Origin of the sequence: Bradyrhizobium nivariense (assembly GCF_029846695.2) — a bacterium.
In the GTDB taxonomy this organism is placed as follows: domain Bacteria; phylum Pseudomonadota; class Alphaproteobacteria; order Rhizobiales; family Xanthobacteraceae; genus Bradyrhizobium.
The window spans coordinates 44,451-66,274 of record NZ_JARWCR020000038.1; the positions used below are offsets into that span (position 1 = coordinate 44,451).

Below are 21,824 nucleotides of genomic sequence, written 5' to 3' on the forward strand. Positions count from 1 at the left end.
ATCATTGCCTTTGAGGTGCTTATGGCAGAACGAACGCACTGACGGCGCGGAGATGCGAAAGAGAGAGCGATGAGCATCGAGATCGACATTCTGAACGGCGACGCCTCATGGCGGATCGCGGAGCCGTTGCATCAGGCGGTCTGGGGGCCGCAACAGGTCGCGGACAAGCCCTGGGCTCACGTCAAATGGGCCAATGCCGACCTGCGCGTGCTGATCGAGACGCCCGAGGATGGCCTCGTCTGCCATGTCGGCATCTACTTCCGGACCGTCACCTGGAACGGGCAGAAGGTTCACGTCGGCGGCATCGGCGGGGTCTGCACCCGTGAGGACCGGCGCGGCCGCGGTTATGCGACCATGGCGATCGACGCGGCGGTGCACACCATGCGCGCCAACGAGGCAGTCCGCTTCGCGCTGTTGTTCTGCGAACCTCATAATTTTGCGTTCTACGAGGCCCGCAAATGGCAGCCCTTCACCGGCGAGGTCTATTGCGAGCAGCCGGCGGGGCGGATCCGCTTCGACTACATGGCGCCGTATGTCTTCAACATCGTCCGCGCGCCGACGTTGGGCACCATCGACCTATGCGGTCTGCCGTGGTGAGCCCTGCGTGACGGCAGGTTGGTGCCGGCGCCGCGCGCCCTATAATATGTCGGGCATCATCTAATATTCCGCGCGGTGACACATGACGATCGAGGCCTCCGTAGACGCCGTGCCGCCGCGTGCCCCGGTCGCCCCCTCAATCGCCAGTCTTTTGACGGCACCGATCCTGCCGACACTGCTGCGGCTCGCGATCCCCAACATGATCGCAATGGTCGGCAGCACGCTGGTTGCGATCGCCGAGACCTCCTATATCGGCCGGCTCGGCACCATCCCGCTCGCAGCGATCGCGCTGGTGTTTCCGTTCGCGATGTTGACGCAGATGATGAGCGCGGGTGCGATGGGCGGCGGCGTCTCGTCCGCGATCAGCCGCGCCCTCGGCGCAGGGGATCGTGACCGCGCCGCGACGCTGGCGCTGCATGCCGCCATCATCGGCCTCTGCGGCGGGCTGTTCTTTACGGTGACGATGCTCGCCTTCGGCCGCTCGTTCTTCATGCTGCTCGGTGGCCGCGAGCGCGTGCTCGAGGAAGCCAGCGACTATTCGCAGGTGCTGTTCGCCGGTGCGATCGCGATCTGGCTCGTCAACACGCTGGCCTCGGTGATCCGCGGCACCGGAGACATGCGCCTGCCCTCGATGACCCTGATCGGGGCGAGCGTGCTCCAGATCGCGCTCGGCGGCACGCTTGGGCTCGGCCTGTTCAGCGTGCCGCAATTCGGCATGCCGGGCGTCGCCGCCGGCCAGTTGGTCGCGTTCAGCTGCGCCGCGATCTTCTTCCTCTGGTATCTCTTGTCCGGCCGCAGCCGGTTGCCGCTGAAGGTTCGCGCCTTCCATTTCGAGCGCGCGATGTTCTTCGACATTCTCAAGGTCGGGGCGGTGGCCTGCCTGTCGCCGCTCCAGACCGTGCTTACCATCCTGATCTTTACGAGGATCCTCGCCACCTTCGGCACCGAGATGCTCGCGGGCTACGGCATCGGCTCGCGGCTGGAATTCTTGCTGATCCCGATCACCTTCGCCTTCGGCATCGCCTCGGTCCCGATGGTCGGCCTGGCGATCGGCGCGGGGCAGTTGAAACGCGCGCGGCGCGTGGCCTGGACCGCGGCTGCGGCCTCGGGAATCACGGTCGGCCTGATCGGCCTCGTCATCGCGCTCGATCCGTCGCTGTGGGTCGCGCTGTTCACGAGGGATTCCGGCGTTACCACCGCCGCGCACAGCTACTTCCACTGGGCCGGCCCGGCCTTCGTGTTCTTCGGCATCGGCGTGTCGCTGTATTTCTCCTCGCAAGGTGCCGCGCGGGTCGGTGGTCCCGTGCTCGCCTCCACCGCGCGGCTTCTGATCGTCGCGATCGGCGGCTTCGGCCTCATGATGGCACAGGCGCCCGCTTGGACTTTGTTCGCGCTGGTCGGCGGCGCCATGGTCGTGTTCGGGCTTTCGACCGCAGGCTCGGTCGCCTTCGTGCGCTGGGGCAAATGAACGCAGGTAAAGAAACGCAGGCAAGTAAACGCAGGAATGTGATTCCATCCAGCGTTGCACTATCCTGCTAGGCTGCTATGGAGGCGCTCCACTTCGGGGCTCTCTCCATGACTTCCAGATTCGTTGCTCTCATCGTCCTCCTGGCTGCGCTACTTGGCGCGACTGCCGCCCATGCGCAGAGCGCCGACGGGACCTGGCTGACCCAGGCCGGCGATGCCCGCGTCAAGATCGGCAAATGCGGCGGCGGCATCTGTGGCAACGTCGTCTGGCTGCGTGAACCCCACGACACCGCGACCGGCCAGCCCGCCACCGACAGCAAGAATCCCAATCCCGCGCTCGCCAAGCGCCCGATGATCGGCTTGCCGCTGCTCAGCGGCATGCAGCCTTCCGGGCCGAACAAATGGTCGGGCCAGATCTACAACGCCGATGACGGCAGCACCTATGCGAGCAGCGTCAGCGTGACAGGTGCGGATTCGCTGCGGGTCGAAGGCTGCGTCGGTGCGCTCTGCGGCGGCGAGACCTGGACGCGCGTGGGGCGCTAGCGCTTCACGCCATCATCGCCTTCAGGGCCGTCGCCGCCGAGGCATAGCCGCCCCGCGCGCCGTCAATGAAATGCACGTGGTCGCTGCGGAGCGCCGACGGCGTGAAGCAGGTCATCATCGCGGCGTCCTGCTGGTAGAGACCGTAACGCACGATGCCGTCGCGCGCGGCAGTCGCGAGGCGATCGCTGAGGGCGCGTTCGAGCTCCGGCGTACAGTCGAGGATCATGCGCAGGCCGTCGTCATATTTGCGGAAATCGGAGTTCTCCACGACCTGCCGTGTATACAGCTTCGGCACGAAGCCGCCGACCTTGAGATCAAAGCGGACGATGAGGTAGGCGAACAGCGTATAGGCCAGCACGCCGGCGCGGCGCGCGAAAAGCGGGCCACCTCGCTTCGTGCGCGCTTCATAGTCCAGTCCTTGCGGCGGCCATTTCAGCGGCGGCCCCTGCGGCGGCACGGGTCGACCGGCGTCCGGGCTGCGCTCGACGAGATGGATGACGTCCTCGATCACGCTGCGGAACGCCCGCGGGTCGGCGCCCTGGGTCGGCATCACCAGCACCGACAGGATCAGGCCGCGCGCAGCCGGAATCACCTCGAACCGGCAGGACAGGCCGGAGAGATCGGGCTGCGTGCCCGCGGGCGCTTCGGTTATCGCAAACTCGCCGCGCTTCATCGCGGCGTCGGCCCAGGCGAGCCCGCCGCCGGAAAACATCGCATAGGACAAATTGGCCGACGGACCGAAGCGCGCGACGCGCACGTCGAGACCCTGTGCACGGATGGCGCTCACCGGCACCAGCGCGACGCGCATCCCCAAATCGAGATCTTCCCGCACCCAGGTGGCGGTCGCGGCCAGAGCCTCGCGGGCCGGTTCGAGATCGAGAGGCGCGACCGCAAAACTCGCGCCGTCGCCGCCGAACACGAAGGGGAATTCGCGTCCCTCCAGTGCGTTCGTCACCGCCGCGATCACGGCGGCGCCGGCCATGTTCACCGCCTTGTAGCGCTGCGCGGCGATGGCCTTGGTGGAATCCACGATGTCGGCGACGCCGATGCTCCAGTCGTCCGGCAGCGGCACATAGAGCGCGGGGTCCATCAGGCTGGTAAAGCCGCGGAAGACCGGAATGCCGCCATAGAAGGATTCGCCTGATGTCATCGGGAATGCCGGATGGTTGGGACGGGCGTCCAAAAGAAATACGTGGCAGGATCGATTTCGGGTTCGCTAGCCGGCGCGCCCCTTCCATCATTGGCCGAAATGAGCCCGGACAACAAGATGAGGCCGCGCTGCAATGCCGCAGCGGATCATTGATCGGCATCAAACGACTGCTCGGGGAAAACGACTACCGTTAAACATCGCCAGGGGCTGCATGGGATGACCGGAATGTCCGACATCGGCAACAAAGATCCCGCTGCCCCCGTGCGCCGGCGCACCGGCCTCGACCCGATCAGCGCGGTGAAGATGCCGGAACGACTGACGGCAGCCGTCGATGCCTGGGCCGAAGCCCATCACCTGACCCGCTCGGATGCGATCTGCCAATTGGTCGAACTGGGTCTGAAGATAGCGTCCCCGGCACCTACGACGGCGCACCCGATCGCATCGGACGCCGCCAGGATCGAGGAACTGGCGGTGCACGAGATCGAAGCGTTGCTCGATCCCGCATTGTCGGCGGACGAACGCGAGCGCCGCACCCGGCGCCTCACCGAGGGGCCGCCGGAATTCTCACACGAACGGATTGATCTGCCGAAGCATCAGACCTGATACGCCTAATGCAGCTTTTCGGCCTCACGCTTGCGCAAGGCATCGAGAGACGCGTCATGGCAGCCGACCAGGCGCACAAATTGCTGCGGATACATTTCATAGCCGTGACTGCCGGAATTCTGATGCGTCATCGGCGGGCAATGGACCTCGTCCGCCTTGGCGCGAGACGGCTCCGTCCGGCCCTGAATTGAAGCGGTCATGTTTGGCGTGGTCATGGACTGCTCCCTTGTCAATTGGGGCAGATCGATTGACATAACCCAATCGATTGCGGGCCACCTTACGACCAAATGCGACTTGATGTCATTGCGCCCGATCAACGCAATTATGGCGGACGAGTTCCGCTCACGCCGTATTCCCCGCGTCGATCGTAAATACGGTGCCGGTGACGTTGCGGCCGCCCTCGCCGAGCAAATATTCCGCCATGCGCGCGACATCATCCATCTCCGGCAAGCGGCGTAGCGCGCTGCGGCCGGCGATGCGCCTGCGCCCCTCGTCGGAGAGATTGTGGGTGAGCTCGGTGTCGATGAAACCGGGCGCGATCGCGTTCACGGTGATGCCGAGCTTGCCAACCTCGCGCGCGAGCGAGCGGGTGAAGCCGGTGGCGGCGGCCTTGGTCGCACCATAGACCGAGAGGCCGTTATAGCCAGTGGTCGCGATGATCGAGGAGATGTTGATGATGCGGCCGGCACCATCGGCCATCATTTGCCGCGCGACATATTTGGTGAGGATGATCGGCGACAGCACATTGAGCTGCACCAGCGCCTCGATCTCCGAATTGTGCATGGTCGCGAGCAGGCCTTCGGTGCCGAGGCCGGCATTGTTGACGAGGCCGTAGATCGGGCCGAATTCGTCGCGTACGAGTTTTGCAAAGGCCGGTATCACGTCGATCACGGCGAGGTCGCAGGCGCGGAAATGCAGGCGCCCTTCGGAGCCGGCTATCGCCGCCTTGAGCTCGTCGCTCTCGCGCCGCGCCGCCGCGATCACGTTGTAGCCGGCGCCAACCAGGCGTTTGCCGATCGCAAGGCCGATACCGCGGCTGCCGCCGGTGACGAGGACATTATGCATCGGTGCGCGCCAGTTTGCCGGCCGGGGTGACGTCGAGCGCCTCGACGAAGCGGATCACCGCCGGCACCTTGTGGGAAGCGAGCTGCGCGCGGCACTGATCCAGGATCTGGTCGCGGATCCCTTTCGCGCGCGCCGGGTCGGTGCCGTCGGCGAGGATCACGTCGGCGACGACGATTCCGCCGGTGATCGGGCTCTTGCGTGACTTCGCCCGCGACATCCGCACGTCGGGATGACGGTTGATCACCGCCTCGATCTCTTCAGGGTGAACCTTCAGCCCGCCGATATTGATGATGCCGCCGCGGCGGCCGACGAAATAGTAGCGGTCGCCGCGCAATTCGACGATATCGCCGCTATCGACAAATCCGTCGTCATCGGTGAGCGGAGCTGCATTGCGGCCGATGTAGGCGTGCGCCGTGCGCGTCGAGCGGATGCGGAGCGAGCCGTCAACGACCTTCATCTCGACACCATTGCGGTTGCCGAGATAGTCGGCCGGAAAGCCTTCCAGCCCGTCATTGACGGCAAAGCCGACGCCAGCCTCGGTCGATGCATAGGCATGGCCGACGGAGGAATTCGGGAACGCCGCTTTCAGACCATCCAGCACCGCCTGGTCGGCGATCTCGCCGGAGAGGCGGACATAGCGCGGCGCGAATTGCGCGGCCGAGCCGCTCATCAACAGCTTGCGCCAGTGCGAGGGCGTGCCGGAGATGTGGGAGACGCCGCGCGCGTTCAGCCGCGCGACGTGATCGCCGAGCGCCTCATGCGGATCGGACAGCACCATCGAGCCGCCGGAGAGAACAGCACGGAGGAAAATTTGCAGGCCACCATAACGGCGGATGTCGTAGAACGTCGCCCATACCGGCGCGGGTCCGCGCGCGGGGCCTTCGGCGACGATCGCGCCGGTGAGTGCTTCCAACGTATGCCCGGCGATTTTCGGCACACCCGACGTGCCCGAAGTGAGCATCAGCCATTCCGTGGCGCGTTCGGTCCTGGCCAACGTGGCGGTCTGGAGCGGTAGTTGCGCGGTGACGACCAGCGGCACGCCGGTATCGGCCCAGCGATCGGGCTCGTCGGTGACGACGGCATCGATCCCGGCGTCCGCGATCAGGGCATCGAGATGCGCGGGGTTGAGATCGGGCGGGCACAGCAGCATGCGGCGGGCGATGCCGTCGAGCTCGATGATGGCAAGGCCCGACCGGAGTTGGTCGGACAATTTCAGCAGCACTGCGCGGCCGGACAACTCACGCAGGCGGCCACCCAGGACCGTCTGCGACAAAATATCCGTCAGCGACACGACATCGTGCGCGTCCGACAGCGTGCGGCCGGTCAGTTCCGCGCCAAGATGGTCGCGGAGCGCAAAGATCTCACGCGGGGACATTTTCGTAGGCCCGCACGAAATCGCCCACGGTGGCGGGGAACGCTGCGTCTTCGGAGATGGTGAAGGGGTCGACGCCGGTCTCGTCCTCGAGGCGCGCCACCAGGATGGCGAAGGCGAGCGAGTCGAAGCCCGTCTCGTGCAGGGACAGATCGTCCGAGAGCGCGGGAAGCGCGACGTGCTGCTCCTTGGCGATCTGCTGGATCGCTTCAATGACCTTAGACCGTACCGACATGGCTGGCTCGCTTCTGTTGTCGTTCGTGTTGCGGCGGCTCTTGATGACCGCCTCCCCATGGCCGTTTGTTTACCCGACAGAAGTAAATGGCTTCTTGGACAATTCGGATAAAATTGGACCTATCTCCGGATTTTCGCGCGGCTAGAGCCGGATCGTACCCTTGTTGATCTGCGTATATGTCTCCACATCCAGCGCGATATAGGCGCCGGTCCTCGGGTCCAGCAGGAACAGCGGATCGGAGATCGCGCCCGGATCAAATCCCTCGCGCGCGAGCTCCCCCTTCTTCTGCTTGAACGTCTCAGTCGCATCGAGCTCGCGCGAGATGCGCATGAAGACGGGGCGCGCATAGGTCGGCAGACGCCGCGCCAGATGTGCGGGCAGCGCCTCGACGTCAAAGCCCTCGTTCACCACGATCGCGCTCATGCCGGCGCGGCCGTCGGTGCCGGGAATGCTGACGCCGTAGGTGGTGGCGTCGATCACGCCGCTGAAATCGCGCACGGCCTCATTGACCTCCGAGGTCGCGACGTTCTCGCCCTTCCAGCGAAAGGTATCGCCGATGCGGTCGACGAAGTGGAAGAAGCCCTTGTCGTCGAGCCGCATCAGATCGCCGGTGCGGAACCAGGCATCGCCCTTGGCAAAGACATCGCGCAGGATCTTCTTCTCGGTCTCGCTCGCCTCGGTGTAGCCCTCGAAGCGACCGCCGCCCTCATCCGCCGTGCCGATGCGGCCGATGGCTTCGCCGGCCTCGCCGCGCGCGCAGGCGATACAAAAGCCCTCTGCATTGCGCAGCGGCGCGCCGCTATCGGGATCGAGCTTGGCGAGACTGGCAGGGAAACGATGCGCGAGCAGCGGCGGAATGCGGCCGATCGCGCCGGGCTGGCCCTCGACGTTGAACAGCGAGAAATTGCCTTCGGTCGCCGCGTAGAATTCGAGGATGCGGGGGATCGCGAAACGGGCCTGGAAAACTTCCCAAATGTCGCCGCGCAGACCGTTGCCGCAGACAAGACGAAGGCGATGCCGGTTCTCGTATTCCGACGGTGGCGCCTTGAGGAGATAGCGGCAGAGCTCGCCGATATACTGAAACAGCGTGCAGTCATGGCGCACGATGTCGGGCCAGAAATGCGAGGCCGAGAATTTTTCCGCGATCACCACCGAGCCGCCGGCAGCCAGCATGCTGCATGGCGCGACGATGCCGCCGACCGAGTGGAACAGTGGCAGGCAATCGTAAAGCCGATCCTGGGGCGTCGCGCCGGTAAGGCCGGCAAACCAAAAGCCCCAGTTGAGGATGCGGCGATGGCTGATGCTCGCGGCCTTCGGCAGGCCGGTGGTCCCGGAGGTGTAGATCAGCAGGGCACGGTCGTTGATGGTGACGTCGCCAAGCTCGTCAGGCGAAAGCGGACCGTCATCGAGGGCGGCAAGCGCGACATCGATCGCGCGTTCGCTGCGGGCATCGCCGTGAATCCAGACCTTTGCCTCCGTCTTCAGTTGCGGCGACACGCTGTCCAGCGCCTCATTGAGCTCGGGCGCGATGATAATGTGAGCGGGCTTTGCGACGTCGATGCAATGCGCGAGCGACTGGCCGACCAGCTTGGTGTTGATCAGCGCAGCCACGCCGCCGACGCGGCTGATGCCGAGCCAGGCCGCGACATAATCGATGCCGTTCGGCATGATCAGCGCGACAGTGTCGCCCTTGGCCACTCCGGCCGAGCGCGCCCACCGCGCATAGCGATTGATGCGTTTCGAGAGCCCCGCATAGTCGAGGCTTGCTTCGTCGGTGACCAGCGCGACGCGATCGGGCTGGCGCTGCGCCCAATCGTCGACGACGTCGGCAAACAGGCGACCCGGCAGCGTCTCGATCCGCGCGGTGAGCTCGATGGCCTTCAGCCAGATCTTTGAAGCCGAAGGTGCGCGCGCGGCTTTCGGTTGCTCGATGACGCCGGTGGTCATGCCGTTCATTCTTTCGGAACGTGTCTGCTGCTTCCCTAAGCTTAACTCGCACGCCCTGCCCAGGTGTTAAGAGACAAGGTAAAACCCGGTTAGTGCCCGATTAACTCTAGTCATCCTTTACCAAGCCGGTGGGATCGGCGTGCGCGGCCTCGCAATTCTTGCGATAGCAAAGCCAATTGTCGGGGGCGCGCCGCGCGTGTCCCCTTGCCCTGATTGCGGGGCGAGGTGAACCGGAGAGCGTGATGATCACCAAGCGACATTTTCTTCAGGCTGCTGCCTCTGCCGCAACCGTGCTCGCCGCGCCACGCGCCTTCGCGATCGGCAATCCCTCCTATCCCTCGCGCAGCGTGAAATGGGTGGTGCCCTATGCGCCGGGCGGGGCCACCGACGTGCTGTCGCGGCTGCTCTGCCAGCGCCTCTCCGACCGGCTCGGCCAGACCTTCGTCGTCGAGAACAAGCCCGGCGCCGGCAGCAATATCGGGACACAGGCGGTGATCACGTCCGCCCCCGATGGTCACACGCTGCTGCTCACCTCGACCGCGAACGCCATCAACGCCTCGTTCGACCCGGCGCTGCCGTATGATTTCGCCAGGGACATCGCGCCGGTCGCCGGCGTCGCGCGAATTCCGCTGGTGCTGGTCGTCAACAACGACCTGCCGGTGAAGAGCGTCGCCGACTTCATCGCCTACGCCAGGACCAATCCCGGCAAGATGTCGATCGCCTCTTCCGGCATCGGCACATCGCTGCATCTCTCCGGCGAGCTGTTCAAATCGCTGGCCGGCGTGCAGTTCACCCACGTGCCCTATCGCGGCTCGGCACCCGGATTGACCGACGTGATGAGCGGCCAGATCCAGGGCATGTTCGACAACGTCACCTCATCCTTCGAGCTCGTACGCGCCGGCAAGCTGCGCGCGCTCAGCGTCACCACACGCGAGCGTTCGGAGATTCTACCGGACGTGCCATCGATCGCCGACACGCTTCCCGGCTACGAAACCTCGTCGTTCTATGGCGTCGGCGCCCCGCACGACACGCCGCGCGAGATCGTCGATCTGCTCAATCGCGAGATCGACGCCGCGCTGTCGAATGCGGAGATCAAGTCCCGCATCGCCGAGCTCGGCGCAATCCCGCTGAACGGCGATGCCGACGAATTCGCCGGCATGCTCACGGCGGAGACCGACCGCTGGCGTAAGGTGGTCGAGTTGTCGGGAATCAGGAAGGAGTAGCGACCCATATCCGGCCGCGCGAGGCTAGGCGGCCCCGGGTAAACGGGCTAAGCTTTTCTACCCTGCGTTGTCCGGGTTACGAAAGGGAGACGACCCGTGGCTCTCGACTCGTCGGAGTTCCCTGTCCAGGCCGCACCGTTCGAGCAGCCGCTGAACAATTTTGCCGACCGCCTGAAGGGCGGACAGGTCAAGGTGGTCGCGATCGGCTCGTCGACCACGGCGGGCGAAGGAGGCATCGCCCCCTATCCGCAGCGGCTGCTGGCGGACCTTCGGATAGGATTACCAAATGTCATGATCGAGGTGGTCAACCGGGGCGTTGGCGGCGAAGAGGCCCCTTTGGAGTTGAAGCGGTTCGACCATGACGTCTTCGATCTCAACCCCGATCTCGTCATCTGGCAGGTCGGTACCAATTCAGTGTGGCAATCCGCCGATCAGAATCCGCCCTCGTTCAGGGACACCACGCAGGCCATCCGTGATGGTGTTGACCGGCTGCTCGGCGCCAAGCGGATCGACGTGATCCTGATGGACCTGCAATATGTGCCGGCGCTGCTGACACCGGCCAAGGCCGACAAGACGAACGCGATGGTCGCAGCGATCGGCGAGATCGCGCATGCAAAGGGGGTCAACGTCTTTCGTCGCTTCGCGCTGATGAAGGGCTGGCACGATGTTGCAAAAATTTCTTTCGACCGCATGGTCGACCCGGGCGATGATAGCAGGCTGCACGCAAGCGACTGGACCACGGACAAGATGACCTGGCAGTTGACCAACGCGATCGTCGCCGCAGCCAACAAGGCGCTGCCCTCCGGAAACGCACACGGCAGCTAATCCGGTCGGATTGCCGGGAGGGCAATCGCCCAGCGCTAGTCGCCTCGCTTATGGCGCAAGCGCTGCGGCGGTGCGTTGAACGGATAATACGGATTGAGATCGCAGCTCGCGGAGCGGCCTGAAGCGGTGGCGCTGCATTGCGGCAGCGAGGTGAAGGAGCAATCGTACCACTCCCCGCCACCGCCGTTCGCGCCGGAATAAACGTGCATGCAGACGGGATAGCGCGGATCGAAGGTCTGCGCATGCGACGGCGCGGCCGTGAGAAAGGCACCGACGGTGATGATCAGGCCGAATGAGCGACGCATGAAAATTGCTCCTGAAAGCCGCATCGCGGATCGCTAAAGCATGATCCGGAAAAGTGCGAAGCGGTTTTCCGAAAAGATCATGCTCAAACAACAACGCTAAAGCGCGATGATGATTCATCCTCATCTCATCGCGCTTTAGTGGATCTTCTTGTGGCGCCGGCGCGGCTGCGGCGGCGGTTCATCGAAAGCATAGTAGGGATTGACGTCACAGCTCGCCGAGCGGCCCGACGCCGTGGCGCGGCACTGCGGCAGCGAAGTGAAGGAGCAGTCGAAATAATCGCCGCCGCCACCGCCGAAGCCGCCGGGCATGTAGACGTGCATGCACACCGGGTAGCGCGGATCATAGGTCTGGGCGCTGGCATCTGCCGCCACGAACAGCGTGGCAATCGCGGTGAGAGTCAGGATCGGCAAACGCATGGAGAAATCCTCGAATCGATCATGTCGGCGGCCGGGATGCCGGCCGCCCGATATGGCACAACACCACGGCAGAGGCGACTGTTCCTGCGTGCAGATGACGGCAAGGTGAGTGCGGTGCGCTGCGCGCCGCTACCCGCCGAGCCCCTGCAACACCAGCCGATTCAGCCTTGTCGCAAACGCCGCAGGATCTTCCGGCAGCTCGCCGTCCAGTATCTGCGCCTGTTCAAGCAGGAGCAGACTGAGATCGTCGACCGCTTTGGAGCCCGCCTGAGCCTTCGTGATCGCCATGACCAGCGGATGGCGCAGATTGATCTCGAGGATCGGCTTGGTGCGCATGCCACGGTTCTGCTGAGACAGGATGCGCTCGAGCTCGCGGCTCGGGCCCTGGCTGTCGGCGACAAGGCAGGAGGCGGAGCTGGTGAGGCGCGTCGAGGCCTTGACGTCGCTGACGCGCTCACCGAGCGCGGCCTTGATCACGGCGATGGTGGCCGCCTCGTCGGCGACGGGCTCGTCCTTTTTCGCCTCGTCCGCCTCGTCGACGCGCGGGATCAGGTCGAGGTTGAGATCGCCCTGGCTCAGCGACTTCAGCGGCTTGCCGTCGAACTCCGATGGCATCGAGGTCCAGAAGGCGTCGACCGGATCAGACAGCAGCAGCACTTCGATGCCGCGCGCGGTCGCCGCCTCGAGCCGGGGGCTCGACTTCAGCCGCTCGATGCTGTCGCCGACGAGATAATAGATCTCGGTCTGGTTCGGCTTGAAATCTGCGATGACGTCCTTGAGCGAGCGCTTCTCGCCCGAGGTCGTGGTGAAACGCGACAGCGCGAGCAGCTTTTCGCGGCGTTCGAAATCCTCGTAGATACCTTCCTTCAGCACCGCGCCGAAGGCCTCCCAGATCTTCGCAAAGTTCTCGGGATCCTTCTCCGCAAGGCTTTCGAGCTCGGACACGACGCGGGTCGCCACGGCTTTGCGGATCTGCGCGAGCTGCGGATTGTTCTGGAGCATCTCGCGGGAGATGTTGAGCGGGAGATCCTCGCTGTCGACGACGCCGCGGATGAAGCGGAGGTAGCCCGGCAGCAGATCGGCATCGTCGGTGATGAAGACGCGGCGGACATAGAGCTTGACGCGGCCCTTGCGGTTCGGCTCGAACAGGTCGAACGGCTTTGTCGAGGGCGCGAACAGCAGCACGGCGTAGGAATAGCGGCCCTCGGCGCGATAATGCAGCGTCATTGCGGGATCGTCGAAGGCGGATGCGATCTGCTGGTAGGCCTTCTTGTAGTCCTCCGGCGTGAGCTCGGATTTCGAGCGCTGCCACAGCGCGCTTGCCGAATTGATCTGGCGCGGTTCGCCCTCTTCCGGCACGAGCTCGATCGGAAACAGGATGTTGTCGGAATAGGCGCCGACGACGCGCTCGATCTCGTAAGCTTCAAGATATTTCTTGGCCTCGTCCTTGAGGTGCAGGACGATCTCGCTGCCGCGCGCCACGCGCGCCGCTTCCTCGTCGCTCGCGCGCGCGATCTCGAAGCCGGAGCCGCCGGACGACGTCCAGATCCAGACGTCGCTCTCGCCGGCGCGGCGGCTGACCACGACGATCTTCTCGGCAACCATGAAAGCGGAATAGAAGCCGACGCCGAACTGGCCGATCAGGCCAAGACCATCCCTGGCCTCCTTGAGCTTCGACACGAAGGCCTTGGTGCCCGAGCGGGCGATGGTGCCGAGGTGGTCGATCAGCTCCTGCCGCTCCATGCCGATGCCGTTGTCGGCGATTGTGAGCGTTCCGGCCGTCTTGTTCGGAATGATCCGGATCTTGAGCGCGTCGCCCTCGCCCAGCAGCGCCGGACTGGCGATAGCCTCATAGCGCAGCTTGTCGCAGGCGTCCGAGGCATTGGAGACGAGTTCGCGCAGGAAGATATCGGTCTCGGAATAGACGGAGTGCACCATCAGGTGCAAAAGCTCGGAAACCTCGGCCTGGAAGGGCTGCGTATGCACAGCCGTGTCTGACGTCGTCATGCGTTTACCCGGTCAATCAAAAGGGGAAACCCGGGATATAACGCGAGGGGGCAGGGGATCAAGTGGACGTCAGCAATCGCCCTCCCGACGGAGGGGCAAATGCCGATCAGGTCACACAGCGGCCGGGCTGGAGCAGTTTTGCGACCTCGGTCAGGGAGCTGACCATTGGCTCGCAGGCGATCGTCAGCTTTTTGCGGTCCTGCTTCTGGCTCGGGAGCAGCACCGGCGGCTTGGCGTTGCCGGCCTCGATCACCGCGGGGACCCGCAGCAGCACCGACGTGTCGGCCAGATCGTTCAGCCGCATCGACACGGTCCGGGTCGGAACTCCCGCCTGCTTGATGTCGGCGAGTCGGTCGGCCTTGCTGGAGCGATTGACGTTATGGCCCGGCTTGTCAGCATGGCCCGGCTGGTCAGCGACCGCCCGCCAGCGGTCGGCCAGATCATGGCCGGAGGCCAGTTGCACGGCGCCCACCTGGACGGCGCCAAGCGTCGCGGCGATCGCGACGACGCCCAAAAATACCTTTTGAATCTGTGACATGGCTGTCGGTCCCTCGCCCCATGGCGATCGCGGGAACAACGCGAGGTAAGGTCCGGGAGTTCTCAATCGTTAAGATCACTTAACCGTGTGCAAAAAAGGCATGACCCCGCGAAAAATTTTGCAACCGCCTGGAACGACTTCCGTGGACGGGAGTCGTCTCAACAGCCGGCTATTCCCCCCTGCCCCATAAGCCGGCGACGTAGGGCGCGACTGTGGTGATGCCGGTCGCGCCTTACTTTTGTCTGGGCTTCAGTTCGCCTTCCCCGCGAGCCAATCCCGACCCTCGCCATAGAGCTTCTCGACCTCGGGACCGATCAGGCCCGGCATGTCGCGCTTGACCTTGTAGCCGATCAGCTCCTGCATGTAGGCGAGGTGGCGATAGCCTTCGGGTAGCGCGGCAAGGGCTCTCTGGTCGAGCTGAAGTGTCACGGCGGGGTCGACCGGGTCGATCCGATCCTTCTCGTAGATCGGCTGGCGGCGGACGATGCCCCACGCGCCTGACCGCTTCTCCAGGAAATCGTAGAAGCGCCCGGTGCAGACGACGTCGCAGGGCACGTCGTGCACCGGCGCGCGCTGCGAGATGGTCATTTTGGTCTGCGCGATGGCGCGCGCGCCCTCGAGGTCGATGCTGGTGCCGCCGAGGAAATGCAGGATGCGCACGCCCTTGGCGAACCCCTCCTGGCTGACCCGCATGAAATCCCGCGCCGGCCCCTGAAACCAGGTGGCGGACATCCAGCCCTCTTCATGCCAGACCGTGGCAAAGCGCTCCCAATCGCCGGCATCGCGCCACACCGCCCAGTTCTCGACGAGGTCGCGGATGGCGAGGCGATCGAGGAGTTGCTGGTCCATGAACACGTCTCCGATGGCACTGCGGCTGCTGCACGAGGTATGAGCGGCGAATTCGATGGCCGTCAAGCGTGGCAATCCGGTCAACGAAAATCCGGCGCACCTTGCGGCACGCCGGATCAAATTTCGTCAAGTGCCGGGTGCAAGCGCCTTCTTACGCCGCCGGCACCTTCGGCGCGCGGTTGCGCGAGTTGCGCTGGAAGAACAGCGCCTGGCTCGCCACCGCCGACACCATCGCGGGCTGGAACGGTTTTGAGATCAGGAACGCCGGCTCGGGGCGCTCGCCGGTGAGAAAGCGCTCGGGGTACGCGGTGATGAACACCACCGGCACCTCGAAGGTGCGGAGCAGCTCGTTGACGGCGTCGAGGCCCGACGAGCCGTCGGCGAGCTGGATGTCGGCGAGGATCAGGCCGGGCCGCTTGTTCTTGGCCAGCGCCACCGCATCGGCGTGGGTGCGGGCGACGCCGACGACATTGTGGCCGAGATTCTTCACCAGGCTCTCGAGATCCATGGCGATGAAGGTCTCGTCCTCGATGATCAGCACGTCGGTGGCGATCTCGGCGGCCATCTCACGCCCTGCGGCATCCGCAAGCCGGCGCGTCTCGCCGACGTCGGTGCCGAGGATGTAGGCGACTTCCTCTTCCGAAAATCCCTCGAGCGAGAGCAGCAGGAAGGCCTGCCGCGGCAGCGGCGTGATGTTCGACAGCCGTCGCTCCGGCGGCATCGGCAGGTTCGTCACCTCGGAATCGTCGTTGACGGAGACGGAATTCCAGATCTGGGTGAACAGCCGGAACAGGCCGGCGCGGGGCCCGTGGCTCTCGTCGAGCACCGACGGATCCCCCAGCATGGCTTCCAACATGGCTGCGACATAGGCGTCACCGGAGGATTGGCTCCCCGTCAGGGCGCGCGCGTACCGGCGCAACAACGGCAAGTGTTCAGCAACAAGCTGTGAACGGGACATCCCCACTCCATTCATCTTCGGGCCAACCTTGAGATACAGGCGTTATGCGGGGAGCCCGGGTTCCCCTGCTAGGGCTGATTACGCCTCAGGCTGAGAAAAGTTCCGCATTCGGGCGGAACTTTTTCTCGCAGCTTGCATTGAGCCTATTCAGGGAACGGCACCCGGTTGAGGGAACTTATCGATTTTACAATCACTTAACTCGGGGAAACGTGGAACAGGTCATGAAAGATCTCAAGTCTCAAGCCAGCAAAAGTACGACCCCCGGCAAGGGAGGGCTCACTCCGGAGATCCAATCCCGGATCGGGCACCAGCTGCGCGCCATGTACGACGACGTGGTGCGGCAGGGGGTTCCGGACCGGTTCGCGGAACTGATCAAGAAGCTTGATGCGCCGGGAGCGACACCCCAAGTGGAAAATGGTGGCGGCACTAGCGACAACAACAATGGGAGGGATTGATGCCTCTCACGGAATCCCTGCGTAACGACATCCTGGCGGCCGTGCCCAGCCTGCGCGCGTTCGCCATCTCGCTCAGCGGCAATGCGGATCGCGCCGACGATCTGGTCCAGGAGACGCTGTTGCGCGCGCTCGCCAACATCGACTCGTTCCAGCCCGGCTCCAACCTGCCGGCGTGGCTGTTCACGATCCTGCGCAACCTGTTCCGTTCCGATTATCGCAAGCGGCGGCGGGAAGTCGAGGATGCCGAAGGCAACTATGCCAAGACGCTGAAGACACAACCCTCGCAGAATGCCCATCTCGAGTTCGAGGAATTCCGCACGGCGCTCGACAAGCTTCCGCAGGACCAGCGTGAAGCGCTGATCCTGGTCGGCGCCTCCGGCTTCTCCTATGAGGATGCGGCCTCGATCTGCGGCTGCGCAGTCGGCACGATCAAGAGCCGCGTCAACCGCGCGCGCTCCAAGCTCGCGGCGCTGCTCTATGTCGACGGCGCCGAGGATTTCGGGCCCGACGAGACCATTCGCGCCGTGATCGGCGGCAGCGGCGGCTGACGGCCGGCGTCAATCGGACTGAGACGCGATCAAGGCGGCCGCCTCCGCGGCCGTCTTGACGCGTCTGGAACGTAATGCGGAGCTTGCGCCGCCTCGATCACTCGTCCACGAAGGTCACGGTCTCAGCCACGCTCGCACGCGAGGTGCGGTAGCTGTTGACCTTGTGGGCGTTGTCGGCATAGCCGAACGAGATGCCGCAGACGATGCGGCGGTCATCGGGCAGATTGAAATGGCGGCGGATCAGGCCGGAGTGGCGCGCGAGCGCCGCTTGCGGAATCGTGCCGAGCCCGAGGGCCTGCGCGGCCAGCATGAAATTGCTGACATAGGCGCCGCAATCGATCGCACCGTAGATGCCGAGCGGCTCGTCGGTGTGGATGACGGCCACATGCGGCGCGCCGAAGAAATTGTAGTTCTCCAGCGCCTGCTTCGCATAGGCCGTCTTGTCGCCCCTGACGATGCCGAGCGTGTTGTAGAGCTGAAAACCGCTCTCGCGGCGGCGTTCGAGATACGCGCCGACATATTCGCGCGGCGGCGTGAAATCATAGTCGTCGCCGAGCCCGCTCGATGCTTCCGCGTAAATCAGCTTGCGAAAAGCTTCCTTGGCCTCGCCGCTGGCGATAATCACCTGCCAGGGCTGGCTGTTGCACCAGGACGCCGTGCGCTGCGCGGTGGTCAGCAAATGTTCGATCGTGGCGCGATCGACCTCCTTGGCTAGGAAGGCGCGCACCGAGTAGCGCTCGTTGAGGAGCTCTTCCAGCACGCCGATGCGGTTATTCTGATTGACTGCAGCGTCCATTGCTTGCTCGCTTTCGTGCCCCGGAAGCGACGCAGCACGAAGTGATGCGGCGCTGAGCCGGGGCCCATTGTGGCCTGTCCATTGTGGCTCCTGGGTCCCGGCTCGCGCTTCGCGCGTCCGGGATACGAGATATCAACGTCCCTTGGTCGGGATCTTGTTGTACGGCACGTCCTTGTCGACGCGGATGTCGCCCGGCAATCCCAGCACGCGCTCGGCGATGATGTTGCGCAAAATCTCGTCGGTGCCGCCGGCGATGCGCATCGAGGGCGAGGACAGCAGCATCTGCTGGAACTGGCCCTGCACGATCTCCTCGTCCGCGCCGGTGAGAACGCCGGCCGCGCCCTGGAGATCCATGGCGTAGGTCGCGATGTCCTGGAGCATCATGCCGGACACCAGCTTGCCGATCGAATTCTCGGGCCCCGGCCGCTCGCCCTTGGACAGCGCCGAGATCGCGCGGTAGCTGGTGTATTTCAGCCCGCTCGACTTCACCGCCCAGCTCGCAAGTTTTGAGCGCACGGCGGGATCGTCGATGGCGAGGCCGTCCTCCAGCATCAGATTGGAGCAGAACTCGAACATTTCAGGGACGCCGGTCGCAAGCCGCGAGCCGATCGACATCCGCTCGTTCATCAGGGTGGTCAGCGACACGCTCCAGCCCTCGCCGATGGCGCCGAGGCGCTGGCTGTCGGGAATGACGACGTCGGTGAAATAGACCTCGTTGAACTCCTGCATGCCGTTGGCCTGCTTGATCGGGCGCACCTCGACGCCCGGGCTCTTCATGTCCAGGAAGAACATGGTGAGGCCTTTGTGCTTGGGCACATTGGGATCGGTGCGCGCGATCAAAAGACCGTAGTCGGAATAGTGCGCACCAGAGGTCCAGATCTTCTGGCCGTTGACGACCCAATTGTCGCCCTTCTTCTCCGCGCGTGTGCGGAGGCCCGCGACGTCAGAGCCGGCGGACGGCTCGGAGAACAGCTGGCACCAGATCTCCTCGCCTGCGGCCAGCTTGGGCAGATGGCGGCGCTTGGCGTCCTCGCTGCCGAACGCCATCACGGTCGGGCCGCACATGCCCTCGCCGATCTGGAACGGCTGCGTCAGCTTGCCGTAGACGCCCTCCTCCTGCTGCCAGATCACGCGCTCGATCGGGGTGGCGCCACGGCCGCCATACTCCTTCGGCCAGTGCAGGCAGGCCCAATTACCCTCGGCCTTCTTCCTCTGCCAGGCCTTGCCGACATCGACGATGTCGTGCTGGGCCAGCCGGATGCGGCCGAGCGAGGATTTTGACAGCTCCGCCAAAAACTCCTTCGGCGCGTTGGCGTCGACCCATTTGCGCGCGGTGTCGCGGAATGCGGCTTCCTGCGGGGTGTCGTCGAAATTCATGGCGAACCTCTCAGTCTTTGACTCAGTGTCAGAGCCTCATGGTGAGGAGGCGCGTAGCGCCGTCTCGAACCATAAGGCCCCAGTTGGGCCTTCATCCTTCGAGACGCCGCTTCGCGGCTCCTCAGGATGAGGGTCATCAGCTTCTTCCCTTCGTCGGGATCTTGTTGAACGGCACGTCCTTGTCGACACGGATGTCGCCGGGCAGGCCCAGTACCCGCTCGGCGATGATGTTGCGCATGATCTCGTCGGTGCCGCCTTCGACACGGGTGCCGGGCGCGCGCAGCAGCATCGCCTGGAAGCGGCCGGCGACCTCGGCGTCTTCGGGACCGCTGACCGCGCCGGCAGCGCCCTGCAAATCCAGCGCGTAAGTCGCGACGTCCTGGATCATGGAGCCCGCGACCAGCTTGCCGATAGAGTTTTCCGGTCCCGGACGCTCGCCCTTCGACAGCGCCGAGATCGCGCGCATGCTGGTGTAGCGCAGCCCGCTCGCCTTCACCGCCCAGTTCGCCAGCCTCGAGCGCACCGCGCGATCCTCGATCGCGGGGCCGTCGTCGAGCATCAGGCTGGAGCAATAGTCAAACAGCTCCGGAAAGCCGGTCGAAACGCCGGCGCCGATCGACATGCGCTCGTTCATCAGCGTCGTCAGCGAGACGTTCCAGCCGTCATTGACCTCACCAAGGCGCTGGTGATCGGGGATGCGCACGTTGGTGAAATAGACCTCGTTGAAGTCGGAGGCGCCGCTGGCCTGCTTGATCGGCCGCACCTCGACGCCCGGGCTCTTCATATCCAGGAAGAACATGGTGAGGCCTTTGTGCTTGGCCACGTTGGGATCGGTGCGGGTCAAGAGGATGCCGTAATCCGAGTAATGCGCGCCCGACGTCCAGATCTTCTGGCCGTTGACGACCCACTCGTCGCCGTCCTTTTCCGCGCGCGTGCGCAGGCCTGCGACGTCCGAGCCGCCGGCGGGCTCGGAGAACAGCTGGCACCAGACCTTTTCGCCGGAGGCGAGCGGCGGCAGATAGCTGCGCTTATGCTCCTCGCGCGCGAACGCCATCATGGTCGGCCCGCACATGCCGTGGCCGATGATGAACATGCCGGACAGCTTGCCGAACGCACCCTCCTCCTGCTGCCAGATCACGCGCTCGATCGGTGTGGCGCCGCGGCCGCCATAGTCCTTGGGCCAATGCAGGCAGGCCCAGCCGGCGTCGGCCTTCTTCTTTTGCCAGGCCTTTGCCACTTCCAGAATATTGGCGTTCTTCAATTGCGTGCGGCCGAGCGAGGACTTTCGAAGCTCCTCCTCGTATTGCTTGGGCGCATTCGCCGCGATCCAGGCGCGGGCAGTGGCGCGAAATTCGGCCTCTTGCGGGGTGTCGTCGAAGTTCATGACGTTGCCCTTCGCTTACGCCGCGTTCTTCTTGCGCATGCGGTCGATCAGCTGGTCTTCCCAATAGGACAAGCTACCGAGCCCGAGCGCCATGGCGTTGGCGCGGCGGTAGTACATGTGGCAGTCGAACTCCCAGGTGAAACCCATGCCGCCGTGAACCTGGATGTTGTTCTTGGCGCAGTGCTGGAACGCCTGCGTCGCGCTGATGCGGGCCGCGGCGGCGGCTTCCGGCAGCTCCGCGGCGTTGGTCGAGAGCGCCCAGGCGCCGTAATAGCTGTTGGAGCGCGCCAGCGTCGCCGACACGTACATGTCCGCGAGCATGTGCTTGACCGCCTGGAACGAGCCGATCTGTCGGCCGAAGGCGATGCGGTCGAGCGCGTAGTCGCGGCCCATCTCCAGCGCGCGGTCGGAGCCGCCGATCTGCTCGAAAGCGCACAGCACCGCGGCACGGTCGAGCACCTGGGTAAGGATGCTCCAACCTTCGCCGGGGGCACCGACCGGCTCGGCCTTGCAATCTTTGAAAGTGATCTCGGCCTGCCCCCGGGTCGGATCGAGAGTGGTAAGGCTTTTCACCTCGACGCCGCCGTCCCTGAGATCGACAATGAACAAGGAAATGTCGCCGTCGCGCCCGCTCGATCCCGTGCGCGCCGCGACCACCGCGAAGTCGGCGATTGCGCCGTCGGCAACCGGCTTCTTGACACCGTTGAGCACGCCATTCGCAGCCGTGAGCTTGACGTTCTTCGGCGACGGATTGCCCTTGCCCTCGAACAGCGCCAGCGTGCCGATCGCCTCACCCGAGGCAATCGCCGGCAACCATTTCTTCTTCTGCGCATCACTGCCGGCGATCAGCAGCGCTTCGACAGCGAGATAGACGGTGGAGGAAAACGGCACCGGCGCGTTCGCCCGGCCCATCTCTTCAGCGATCACGCAAAGTTCGAGATGACCGGCGCCGGCACCACCAAAGTCCTCGGGAATAGCGACACCGAGAAAGCCCATCTCGGCGAGGCCTTTCCACAGCTCCTTGTCATACGGCGCCTTGCCGTCGAGGACTGTGCGCACCGCCTTGGGCGAACATTTCTCAGTGAGGAATTTGCGCGCCTGATCGCGGAGCTGCTTCTGATCGTCGGAGAAATCGAAGTTCATGGCGCGTATCCGTGTTGGTG

The 21,824-nt window shown here is 64.6% G+C and carries 24 protein-coding genes; 8 read left to right on the forward strand and 16 right to left on the reverse strand.

All coding sequences use genetic code 11. The annotated features are described in order from the left end of the window. Nucleotides 1-69 precede the first annotated feature (69 nt). The 3 genes from QCM77_RS27070 (at nucleotide 70) to QCM77_RS27080 (ending at nucleotide 2,607) form a co-directional block, all read left to right on the forward strand. Nucleotides 70-597: a GNAT family N-acetyltransferase gene (locus QCM77_RS27070; protein ID WP_279685633.1), complete on the forward strand. Its 528-nt coding sequence runs from the start codon at nucleotides 70-72 to the stop codon at nucleotides 595-597. An 82-nt stretch (nucleotides 598-679) separates the two neighbouring features. After that, nucleotides 680-2,065: an MATE family efflux transporter gene (locus QCM77_RS27075; RefSeq protein ID WP_279685634.1), complete on the forward strand. Its 1,386-nt coding sequence runs from the start codon at nucleotides 680-682 to the stop codon at nucleotides 2,063-2,065. Nucleotides 2,066-2,172: 107 nt separating this feature from the next. Then, on the forward strand, nucleotides 2,173-2,607 hold the full coding sequence (locus QCM77_RS27080; RefSeq protein WP_279685635.1) for a DUF2147 domain-containing protein: 435 nt from the start codon (nucleotides 2,173-2,175) through the stop codon (nucleotides 2,605-2,607). 4 nt (nucleotides 2,608-2,611) lie between these two features. Here the strand turns inward: QCM77_RS27080 and QCM77_RS27085 are convergent, their stop codons facing one another. Continuing rightward, nucleotides 2,612-3,757 carry a DUF3095 domain-containing protein gene (locus QCM77_RS27085; protein WP_279661599.1) on the reverse strand — a complete coding sequence of 382 codons (1,146 nt, stop codon included), beginning with the start codon at nucleotides 3,755-3,757 and terminating at the stop codon, nucleotides 2,612-2,614. Nucleotides 3,758-3,973: 216 nt separating this feature from the next. Here QCM77_RS27085 and QCM77_RS27090 point away from each other — a divergent pair, with 216 nt between their 5' ends. Next, nucleotides 3,974-4,360: a hypothetical protein gene (locus tag QCM77_RS27090; protein WP_279685636.1), complete on the forward strand. Its 387-nt coding sequence runs from the start codon at nucleotides 3,974-3,976 to the stop codon at nucleotides 4,358-4,360. A gap of 5 nt (nucleotides 4,361-4,365) precedes the next feature. On the opposite strand, the gene QCM77_RS27095 is transcribed toward QCM77_RS27090, so the two are convergent. From QCM77_RS27095 to QCM77_RS27115, 5 genes are all read right to left on the reverse strand, one after another. Beyond that, the gene (locus QCM77_RS27095) at nucleotides 4,366-4,575 is read right to left on the reverse strand and encodes a hypothetical protein (protein WP_279685637.1); all 210 of its coding nucleotides are present in this window, start codon (nucleotides 4,573-4,575) and stop codon (nucleotides 4,366-4,368) included. Nucleotides 4,576-4,702: 127 nt separating this feature from the next. Further along, entirely contained in the window at nucleotides 4,703-5,425 is a 723-nt protein-coding gene (locus QCM77_RS27100) for an SDR family NAD(P)-dependent oxidoreductase (protein WP_279661595.1), read from the reverse strand. Beyond that, nucleotides 5,418-6,800 carry a class I adenylate-forming enzyme family protein gene (locus tag QCM77_RS27105; RefSeq protein WP_279685638.1) on the reverse strand — a complete coding sequence of 461 codons (1,383 nt, stop codon included), beginning with the start codon at nucleotides 6,798-6,800 and terminating at the stop codon, nucleotides 5,418-5,420. The genes QCM77_RS27100 and QCM77_RS27105 overlap by 8 nt, the downstream gene beginning before the upstream one ends. Further along, nucleotides 6,787-7,032: an acyl carrier protein gene (locus QCM77_RS27110; RefSeq protein ID WP_007597226.1), complete on the reverse strand. Its 246-nt coding sequence runs from the start codon at nucleotides 7,030-7,032 to the stop codon at nucleotides 6,787-6,789. Before QCM77_RS27110 ends, QCM77_RS27105 begins: the two co-directional genes overlap by 14 nt. Before the next feature lie 141 nt (nucleotides 7,033-7,173). After that, nucleotides 7,174-8,988 (reverse strand): long-chain-acyl-CoA synthetase, encoded by a 1,815-nt coding sequence (locus QCM77_RS27115; RefSeq protein ID WP_279685639.1) that lies wholly within the window; start codon nucleotides 8,986-8,988, stop codon nucleotides 7,174-7,176. Nucleotides 8,989-9,221: 233 nt separating this feature from the next. Between QCM77_RS27115 and QCM77_RS27120 the strand changes: the two genes are divergently transcribed. Next, complete coding sequence (locus QCM77_RS27120) at nucleotides 9,222-10,202, forward strand: Bug family tripartite tricarboxylate transporter substrate binding protein (protein ID WP_279685640.1); 981 nt, start codon at nucleotides 9,222-9,224, stop codon at nucleotides 10,200-10,202. 96 nt (nucleotides 10,203-10,298) lie between these two features. Continuing rightward, entirely contained in the window at nucleotides 10,299-11,027 is a 729-nt protein-coding gene (locus tag QCM77_RS27125) for an SGNH/GDSL hydrolase family protein (RefSeq protein WP_279685641.1), read from the forward strand. Nucleotides 11,028-11,062: 35 nt separating this feature from the next. Here QCM77_RS27125 and QCM77_RS27130 read toward each other — a convergent pair whose 3' ends face one another. The 6 genes from QCM77_RS27130 to QCM77_RS27155 all read right to left on the reverse strand — a co-directional run bounded on the left by QCM77_RS27130 (nucleotide 11,063) and on the right by QCM77_RS27155 (nucleotide 16,101). Then, the gene (locus QCM77_RS27130; protein WP_279685642.1) at nucleotides 11,063-11,332 is read right to left on the reverse strand and encodes a DUF3551 domain-containing protein; all 270 of its coding nucleotides are present in this window, start codon (nucleotides 11,330-11,332) and stop codon (nucleotides 11,063-11,065) included. Between the two features lie 135 nt (nucleotides 11,333-11,467). After that, on the reverse strand, nucleotides 11,468-11,749 hold the full coding sequence (locus QCM77_RS27135; RefSeq protein WP_279685643.1) for a DUF3551 domain-containing protein: 282 nt from the start codon (nucleotides 11,747-11,749) through the stop codon (nucleotides 11,468-11,470). A 129-nt stretch (nucleotides 11,750-11,878) separates the two neighbouring features. Then, on the reverse strand, nucleotides 11,879-13,756 hold the full coding sequence (htpG, locus tag QCM77_RS27140; protein ID WP_279685644.1) for a molecular chaperone HtpG: 1,878 nt from the start codon (nucleotides 13,754-13,756) through the stop codon (nucleotides 11,879-11,881). A 106-nt stretch (nucleotides 13,757-13,862) separates the two neighbouring features. Next, nucleotides 13,863-14,294: a hypothetical protein gene (locus QCM77_RS27145; RefSeq protein WP_279685646.1), complete on the reverse strand. Its 432-nt coding sequence runs from the start codon at nucleotides 14,292-14,294 to the stop codon at nucleotides 13,863-13,865. A 249-nt stretch (nucleotides 14,295-14,543) separates the two neighbouring features. Beyond that, the gene (locus QCM77_RS27150; RefSeq protein ID WP_279661587.1) at nucleotides 14,544-15,143 is read right to left on the reverse strand and encodes a nuclear transport factor 2 family protein; all 600 of its coding nucleotides are present in this window, start codon (nucleotides 15,141-15,143) and stop codon (nucleotides 14,544-14,546) included. A 151-nt stretch (nucleotides 15,144-15,294) separates the two neighbouring features. Further along, nucleotides 15,295-16,101 (reverse strand): response regulator, encoded by an 807-nt coding sequence (locus tag QCM77_RS27155; RefSeq protein WP_279661586.1) that lies wholly within the window; start codon nucleotides 16,099-16,101, stop codon nucleotides 15,295-15,297. Nucleotides 16,102-16,322: 221 nt separating this feature from the next. Between QCM77_RS27155 and QCM77_RS27160 the strand changes: the two genes are divergently transcribed. Continuing rightward, nucleotides 16,323-16,556 (forward strand): NepR family anti-sigma factor, encoded by a 234-nt coding sequence (locus QCM77_RS27160; protein ID WP_279661585.1) that lies wholly within the window; start codon nucleotides 16,323-16,325, stop codon nucleotides 16,554-16,556. Then, entirely contained in the window at nucleotides 16,556-17,104 is a 549-nt protein-coding gene (locus QCM77_RS27165; protein WP_279661584.1) for a sigma-70 family RNA polymerase sigma factor, read from the forward strand. The genes QCM77_RS27160 and QCM77_RS27165 overlap by 1 nt, the downstream gene beginning before the upstream one ends. A 97-nt stretch (nucleotides 17,105-17,201) precedes the next feature. Here the strand turns inward: QCM77_RS27165 and QCM77_RS27170 are convergent, their stop codons facing one another. The 4 genes from QCM77_RS27170 to QCM77_RS27185 all read right to left on the reverse strand — a co-directional run bounded on the left by QCM77_RS27170 (nucleotide 17,202) and on the right by QCM77_RS27185 (nucleotide 21,804). Beyond that, nucleotides 17,202-17,900, reverse strand: coding sequence for a nitroreductase (locus QCM77_RS27170; protein WP_279661583.1), 699 nt, complete (start codon nucleotides 17,898-17,900; stop codon nucleotides 17,202-17,204). A gap of 132 nt (nucleotides 17,901-18,032) precedes the next feature. Beyond that, complete coding sequence (locus tag QCM77_RS27175; protein ID WP_279685648.1) at nucleotides 18,033-19,277, reverse strand: acyl-CoA dehydrogenase; 1,245 nt, start codon at nucleotides 19,275-19,277, stop codon at nucleotides 18,033-18,035. Between the two features lie 136 nt (nucleotides 19,278-19,413). Then, a complete protein-coding gene (locus QCM77_RS27180) occupies nucleotides 19,414-20,661 on the reverse strand; it encodes an acyl-CoA dehydrogenase (RefSeq protein WP_279685650.1) in 1,248 nt (415 codons plus the stop codon). 15 nt (nucleotides 20,662-20,676) lie between these two features. After that, the gene (locus tag QCM77_RS27185; RefSeq protein ID WP_279685651.1) at nucleotides 20,677-21,804 is read right to left on the reverse strand and encodes an acyl-CoA dehydrogenase family protein; all 1,128 of its coding nucleotides are present in this window, start codon (nucleotides 21,802-21,804) and stop codon (nucleotides 20,677-20,679) included. Between the last annotated feature and the right edge of the window lie 20 nt (nucleotides 21,805-21,824).

Excerpts from the sequence above, each read along its gene's own strand:
- QCM77_RS27070 (WP_279685633.1), top strand. The coding sequence starts at position 70 with ATGAGCATCGAGATCGACATTCTGAACGGCGACGCCTCATGGCGGATC.
- QCM77_RS27075 (WP_279685634.1), top strand. The coding sequence starts at position 680 with ATGACGATCGAGGCCTCCGTAGACGCCGTGCCGCCGCGTGCCCCGGTC.
- QCM77_RS27080 (WP_279685635.1), top strand. The coding sequence starts at position 2,173 with ATGACTTCCAGATTCGTTGCTCTCATCGTCCTCCTGGCTGCGCTACTT.
- QCM77_RS27085 (WP_279661599.1), bottom strand. The coding sequence starts at position 3,757 with ATGACATCAGGCGAATCCTTCTATGGCGGCATTCCGGTCTTCCGCGGC.
- QCM77_RS27090 (WP_279685636.1), top strand. The coding sequence starts at position 3,974 with ATGACCGGAATGTCCGACATCGGCAACAAAGATCCCGCTGCCCCCGTG.
- QCM77_RS27095 (WP_279685637.1), bottom strand. The coding sequence starts at position 4,575 with ATGACCACGCCAAACATGACCGCTTCAATTCAGGGCCGGACGGAGCCG.
- QCM77_RS27100 (WP_279661595.1), bottom strand. The coding sequence starts at position 5,425 with ATGCATAATGTCCTCGTCACCGGCGGCAGCCGCGGTATCGGCCTTGCG.
- QCM77_RS27105 (WP_279685638.1), bottom strand. The coding sequence starts at position 6,800 with ATGTCCCCGCGTGAGATCTTTGCGCTCCGCGACCATCTTGGCGCGGAA.
- QCM77_RS27110 (WP_007597226.1), bottom strand. The coding sequence starts at position 7,032 with ATGTCGGTACGGTCTAAGGTCATTGAAGCGATCCAGCAGATCGCCAAG.
- QCM77_RS27115 (WP_279685639.1), bottom strand. The coding sequence starts at position 8,988 with ATGAACGGCATGACCACCGGCGTCATCGAGCAACCGAAAGCCGCGCGC.
- QCM77_RS27120 (WP_279685640.1), top strand. The coding sequence starts at position 9,222 with ATGATCACCAAGCGACATTTTCTTCAGGCTGCTGCCTCTGCCGCAACC.
- QCM77_RS27130 (WP_279685642.1), bottom strand. The coding sequence starts at position 11,332 with ATGCGTCGCTCATTCGGCCTGATCATCACCGTCGGTGCCTTTCTCACG.
- QCM77_RS27135 (WP_279685643.1), bottom strand. The coding sequence starts at position 11,749 with ATGCGTTTGCCGATCCTGACTCTCACCGCGATTGCCACGCTGTTCGTG.
- htpG (WP_279685644.1), bottom strand. The coding sequence starts at position 13,756 with ATGACGACGTCAGACACGGCTGTGCATACGCAGCCCTTCCAGGCCGAG.
- QCM77_RS27145 (WP_279685646.1), bottom strand. The coding sequence starts at position 14,294 with ATGTCACAGATTCAAAAGGTATTTTTGGGCGTCGTCGCGATCGCCGCG.
- QCM77_RS27150 (WP_279661587.1), bottom strand. The coding sequence starts at position 15,143 with ATGGACCAGCAACTCCTCGATCGCCTCGCCATCCGCGACCTCGTCGAG.
- QCM77_RS27155 (WP_279661586.1), bottom strand. The coding sequence starts at position 16,101 with ATGTCCCGTTCACAGCTTGTTGCTGAACACTTGCCGTTGTTGCGCCGG.
- QCM77_RS27160 (WP_279661585.1), top strand. The coding sequence starts at position 16,323 with ATGAAAGATCTCAAGTCTCAAGCCAGCAAAAGTACGACCCCCGGCAAG.
- QCM77_RS27165 (WP_279661584.1), top strand. The coding sequence starts at position 16,556 with ATGCCTCTCACGGAATCCCTGCGTAACGACATCCTGGCGGCCGTGCCC.
- QCM77_RS27170 (WP_279661583.1), bottom strand. The coding sequence starts at position 17,900 with ATGGACGCTGCAGTCAATCAGAATAACCGCATCGGCGTGCTGGAAGAG.
- QCM77_RS27175 (WP_279685648.1), bottom strand. The coding sequence starts at position 19,277 with ATGAATTTCGACGACACCCCGCAGGAAGCCGCATTCCGCGACACCGCG.
- QCM77_RS27180 (WP_279685650.1), bottom strand. The coding sequence starts at position 20,661 with ATGAACTTCGACGACACCCCGCAAGAGGCCGAATTTCGCGCCACTGCC.
- QCM77_RS27185 (WP_279685651.1), bottom strand. The coding sequence starts at position 21,804 with ATGAACTTCGATTTCTCCGACGATCAGAAGCAGCTCCGCGATCAGGCG.